The following is a 6,032-nucleotide window of genomic DNA, read 5'->3' as shown; positions in this document are numbered from 1 at the left end:
GCGACCGGGTCCGTCCCCGTGCCCAGCCGCAGCTGGACGATGCGCGCCATGTCGAGGACCGTGCCGCCGCTGCGCATCAGCTCCATGGGCGGCACCTGGACGTCGAAGCGGCGCCGCAGCGTGGCGAGGAGCTCGGCGGCCATGAGGGAGTCCACGCCGTAGTCCTCGAGCCGCCGGGCCGGGTCGATCCGGCCGGGGTCGAGGTGGAGGATGTCGGCCAGGATCCGTACGAGACTCCCGGCCAGCGCGTGCAGGGCGTCCGCCGGGCTCAGCGCCGACAGGGCCTGCACGATCTCCTCGTGGGTGCGGCCGGTCTCCTCGTCGGGCTCGGGAACCAGCTGCCGGTACCGGGGCGCGCCGAGCGAGGGCAGGCAGGCGCGCATCCGTGCCCAGTTGTACCGGCCGACGCCCGCGACCTCCGTGCCGTCGCTCAGCAGCACGCCGGCCGCGTCGAACACCTCGCGCGGGGTCAGGGCCTCCAGGCCGCCGCTCTCCAGGGCGCGCGCGAGGCCGTTGCGGGCCACGTAGCCCGTGCCGCCGAGGGCGCCCCACCCCACGGCCAGCCCCGGCCTGCCGTCGCGCCGGCGCCTGCGGACCAGCGCTTCGAGGAAGAGGTTGCCCGCGGCGTAGGGGGCCTGGGTGACCTGGCCGACGCGCGCGGCGACGGAGGAGAACAGCAGGAACAGCTGCAGGTCCGCCCGGCCGCGCGTGAGCGCGTCGAGCACGGCCGCGCCCCCGGCCTTGGGGGCCAGCACGGCGCGGAACCGGTCGTCGGTGAGCTCCTCCAGCGGGGCGTCGTCCAGGTGCATGGCGCAGTGCACCACGCCGCGCAGCCGGTGCCCGCCCGCGTCGACCTCCTCCACGACGCGCCGCATGGCGGGCAGGTCGGCGACGTCCGCGGCGTAGGGCACGGCGCGCACCCCGCGCCGCTCCAGGTCCGCGATCAGGGTCTCGCATCCGGGGGTGCGTTCTCCCCTGCGTCCGACGAGGGCCAGGTGGCGCGCGCCGTGGTCGGCGAGCCAGTGCGCGGTGGCCGCGCCGTAGCCGCCGAGTCCTCCGGTGACGAGGTAGGTGGCGCCGGGGTCGAGGTGCGGGGCACGGGAGCAGGGTTCGACCAGGGCGGGTTCGTCGAGCGGGTCGAAGGAGACGACGACCTTGCCGATGTGCCGGGAGTGCTGCAGGAGGCGGAAGGCCTCCTCGGCGCGGGCGGCGGGGAAGACCGTGTGCGGCAGCGGCCGGTAGTCGCCCGCCCGGACGCGCTCCGCCACCTCGGCGAACAGGGAGGCCGCCCGCCCGGGGTCGGCCAGCAGGGCGAGGAGGTTGACGCCGAAGAACGCCAGGTCGCGCTCGAAGGGGCGCAGCAGCAGCCGGTTGTTCTCCAGGATGTCGCGCTTGCCGAGCTCGACGAAGCGCCCGCCCGGCCGGAGCAGCTCCAGGCTGCGGGAGACGGCCTCGCCCGCGAGGGAGTTGAGGACGACGTCGACCCCGCGCCCGCCGGTCAGCTCCCGCACCCGCCCGGCGAAGGCCAGGCTGCGCGAGTCCAGGACGTGCTCGACGCCCAGGGCGCGCAGCAGGTCGCGCTTGGCGGGGCTGCCGGCCGTGGCGATGACGTTCGCGCCGTGCAGCCGCGCGTACTGCAGGGCCGCGAGCCCCACGCCCCCCGCCCCGCCGTGCACGAGCACGGTCTCCCCGGCCGCCAACCCGGCCTGCCAACCCAGGCCGTAGTGGACGGTCAGGAAGACCGCGGGCAAGGTGGCCGCCTCGGCGAAGCCCGTCCCGTCGGGGATCCGGGCCACGGCGTCCGCGGAGGTGACCATGTGCGAGGCCAGGCAGTCCGAGCCGCTGGCGAACACCCGCTCGCCCACGGCGATCCCCGTGACGCCCGGCCCGACGGCCGCGACCGTCCCGGCGCACTCCAGCCCGTACACCGCGTCGAAGCGCCCGTCGGCGGTGTCCTCGCCGGCCAGGGCGCCGGTGGCCAGGACCACGTCGCGGTAGTTCAGCGCGGCCGCCCGCACGGCGACCAGGACCTGACCGGGCCCCGGCACCGGCCGCTGCCTCTCCACCCAGGCCGGCCGGAAGGACAGCCCGGGGTCGCGGACCTCCAGGGCGAACGCGTCGACCGCGGAGGAGGGCACGAGGGGCCGGGGGAAGTCCCGGTCGCGCGGGACGAACCGGCCGCCGCCGCGCGTCAGGACGACCTCGGCCTCCTCCGACGGGGCGAGGAGCTCCCGGGCGAGGCGCTCCGCGTCCGCCGCCGTGTCGCCGCTGCGCGCCAGGGAGATCCGGCGCGTCGTCAGCGACGCCTGCTCGTTGGCGAAGGACTGCGCCATGCCCCACGCGGCGGCGTCCGCGGGCGCGGGCCCGGGCGATCCGGGCTCCGGGACGGCTCCGCAGGGCCGCGTCACCAGCCACAGGGAGATCTCGCTGCCGGTCAGCCGTCCGCACGCCACGGCGAGGGCGCGCAGCATCGCGCCGCGGCGGGTCGCCCGCTCCACCACGTCGGCCGGGTCGTCGGCGCCGGCGGGTGCCAGCACCAGGACGATCACCGTCTCCCGGGACAGCAGCGGGGCCCACGCGCCGGGGTCCTCGCCGGCCCCGGTGGTGTGCACCTCCACGGCGTCGGCCGCCCGCAGGAGGCCCGCCGTGCTGTCCACCAGCGCGTCCTCCTCCGGGGTCTCGGACGCCACGACCCAGGCGGTGCCGATGCCCGCGGCGGGAAGCGCCGCAGGCCGCACCGGCCCGCCGGCGCGGGCGGCCAGGAGGACGGAGAAGTCCTCGCAGGCCGGCTCGGCGTCGTCCCCGGTCCGTACGGTGCCGGTGAATCCGCACCGCGCGAGGAGCTCGTCCCACTCCTCGCGGCCGAGCAGGGGCGAGCGCAGCCGCAGCCCGGTGTCCGTGCGGTTCCAGAAACTCTCCAGCGTGCCGAACAAGGGCAGCAGGAACAGCGGGTCGTGGCTCTCCAGCGCCAGCAGCAGGCCGCCCGGGGCCGTGAGCGACGCCACCCGGCGCACGGCCGCCTCCAGATCGGCGCTCGTATGCAGGGAATTGGCCGCGACCACCAGGTCGAACCCGCCGCCGGGCAGGTCCTGGCCCGCGGGGTCGGCGTCGACGTCGAAGGTGCGGTAGTCCACGAAGTCGTACGCCGCGAAGCGCTGCCGGGCCCGCGCGAAGAACGACGACGACACGTCCGTGAAGAGATAGCGGGTGCGGTCGGCCGGCAGCAGGGGCAGCAGGGCCGCCGTGGTCCCGCCGGTGCCCGCGCCGATCTCCAGCACCCGCAGCGGCCGGTCGGCCGGGAGGGCCGCTACGATCTCCCGCAGCAGCGCCTGCGCGACACGGTTGTGGAAGCGCAGCACCGGCGCCACGTCGTAGAGCTGTTCGAGGGACGGTGTCGCACCCTCGACCCCCAGCAGGTCCTGCGGGTCGCGCGCACCCCGCAGGACCTCGCCGAGGTGGAGGAACTGACGTACGACCAGGGTCAGTTCGGTGGAGAACGCCGGCTGCTCCCGCAGGGCCTCGCGCAGCATGCCGATCGCGCACCCGGGCGCGGCTTCCCGCAGCCAGCGGCCGTCCGCATCCTGCCGCGCCAGCCCGTACCGCGTCATGGCGGTCAGCATCAGCTCCATGGCCTGCCGGTGCCGGGGCAGCATCCCGCCCGCGACCAGGTCGCCCACCGTGAACCAGTCCTCCGCCTCCGGCAGCAGACCGCCGAGCGCGGCGGCGTAGGCGTGGGCCGCCGCCTCCTGCAGCCGGGCGGCGAAGCGCGGGTAGCCGGCCGAGCGCCAGTCGCGGCGCAGGGCCAGGATCCGGCCCGCGGCCCGTTCGGCGATCTCCTGCGGGACCGCCACGGGCCCGGGCGCCGGCGGGGCGCCGGGACGCGGAGCGGCGCGCAGCACCGTCTCCTGACGGGTCACCGGCGTCCGCCGCGCCCCGGTCAGGCGCCGCATGCGGCACCCCTTCAGCTCCACCGTGACCGAGCCGTCCTCGTCGGTGACGGTGATGTCCCAGCACACCTCGGTCGCCGTCCGGCCCCGCTCGCGCAGGTGCACCGCACCCTTGGGCGCCGGGCTGCGCCACACGCGCACCGCGTCCATCGCCGCCGGCAGGTACGTGTGCCCCGCGAGGACCTCCTCCTCCAGCAGGGGTGCCCCCGTCTGCACAGCCCCGTCCAGCAGGGCCGGGCTGATGTCCAGGCCCTCCAGCGGCCCCGGATCGCTGTAGAAGGCGACGACCTCACCCTCGCCCGCCCACAGTTCGCCGAGCACCTGGAACGACGGGCCGTAGCCGAGACCGGCCTCGCCGACCTGCCGGTAGTGCTCCTCACCACTGACGCGGCGGCCGCACCGGGCCCGGGCGGCGGCCAGGTCGACCGGCGCCGGAGGCCGGCCCCACCGGGCGCGCACCCGCCCGCGCGCGTGCCTGCGCTGCGCCGTGACCTGGTCGTCCGTGCTGCTGATCAGCACCACCCCGTCCTCGGGGTCGAACGACACCTGCGTGTGCACCCTGCCCGGCTCGCCCCACGGCACGAACAGCGGCCGGACGAACTCGAGGTGGTCGGCCTCCACCGCGGTGTCCAGCACCCGGCGGCCCGCCGCCAGCGCCATCTCCACATAGGCGGTCGCGGGCATGACGACGGACCCGCCGAGCCGGTGGTCGGCCACCCACGCCAGCCGGGCCGGCTCGACCGCGCCGTGCCACACCGGCAGCGGCGCCGGCATGCGCTCGCCCAGCAGCGGGTGCTCCGTACGGCCGTCCCCGCTGCTGCGCACCCACGACTCCGGGCCGCCGCTCCAGTGCCGCTCGCGCTGCCAGGGGTAGGCGGGCAGCGAGGCGACCCGCCCCGGGCGCGGGAAGCGGGCGCTCCAGTCGGCCTCGGCGCCGGCCGCCAGCAGGGCGGCCACCGCGGTGCGCATGGCCCGCACGCCGTCGTCGCCCTTGCGCAGGGTGCGGGTGACCGCCCGCAGCCCGGGCGCGTCGTGGGCGGCGGTGATGCGCCGCAGGTAGCTCTGCAGCACCGGCTGGGGGCCGATCTCCAGGAAGACGTCGGCGCCGCGGCCGAGCGCCTGCTCGACGGCGTCCGCGAACAGCACCGGTTCGCGGACATTGCGCCACCAGTACTCCGCGTCCAGCTCGGGCCCCTCCAGCGCTCCGCCGGTGACCGTGGAGAGCAGGGGCACGCGCGCGGGGGACGGGCTCAGGCCCGCGAGGGCCTTGTGCAGGGGCGCGCGCAGCGGGTCCATGGCGGCGCTGTGGAAGGCGTGGTCCAGGTCGAGTTCGGCGCAGACCACGCCCTGCCCGGCCAGGTGCCCCAGCAGCCGGTAGAGCTGGTTGCGGGGACCGGCGACCGTGACGTCCCGCCGGGTGTTGACCCCCGCGATCTCCAGCCCCGGATATCCGCTCAGCAGTTCCGCGGCCTGCTCCCGGGACATGCCGACGGCCGCCATCCGCCCGCAGCCGGCCACCGCCGCCTGGGCCCGGCTGCGTTCGGCGATCACCCACGCCGCCTGGTCGAGGGTCAGAGCCCCGGCCGCGTAGGCCGCCGCGACCTCGCCGACGCTGTGGCCCAGGACGGCCGACGGCGTGATGCCGTAGGCGCGCAGCACGGCCACCACGCCGGTCTGCAGCGTGAACAGCAGCGGCTGGGCCACCTCCGTGGCCGCCAGACGCCCCGGCGAGGGCTCCGCCAGCTCGCGCGCGACCGACCAGCCCAGCCGCGGGGCCAGCGCTTCGTCCACCGCCTCCACGGCCGCCCGGAAGGCGGGCTCCGCCGCCAGCAGGTCGGCTCCCATGCCCGCCCACTGCGAGCCGTTGCCGGAGAACGCGAACGCGATCCTGCCCTGCCGCACCGCCTCGCCGGTCACGGCCTCGACGGCCGGGCCCCCCGGAGCCTGCTGCGGGGGCGGCGCGGAGCGGCGGGCCAGCCGCCCCAGGGCCTGCGCCGCCTCCTGCGGCCCGTCCGCCAGAACGGCCGCCCGGTACGGGTGCTTGCCGCGCCGGGCGCAGCTCGTGTGGGCGAGGTCGTAGAACTC

General features: G+C 76.9%; 1 protein-coding gene. It reads right to left on the bottom strand.

The features are described 5' to 3' along the window. Positions 1–6,032 (bottom strand): SDR family NAD(P)-dependent oxidoreductase (locus tag V7793_RS31790; protein WP_336013130.1); only part of this gene is annotated, 6,032 nt, incomplete at both ends.

The organism is Streptomyces sp. KLMMK (assembly GCF_036961605.1).
GTDB lineage: Bacteria > Actinomycetota > Actinomycetes > Streptomycetales > Streptomycetaceae > Streptomyces > Streptomyces telluris.
This window is presented reverse-complemented; position numbering and strand designations above follow the sequence as displayed.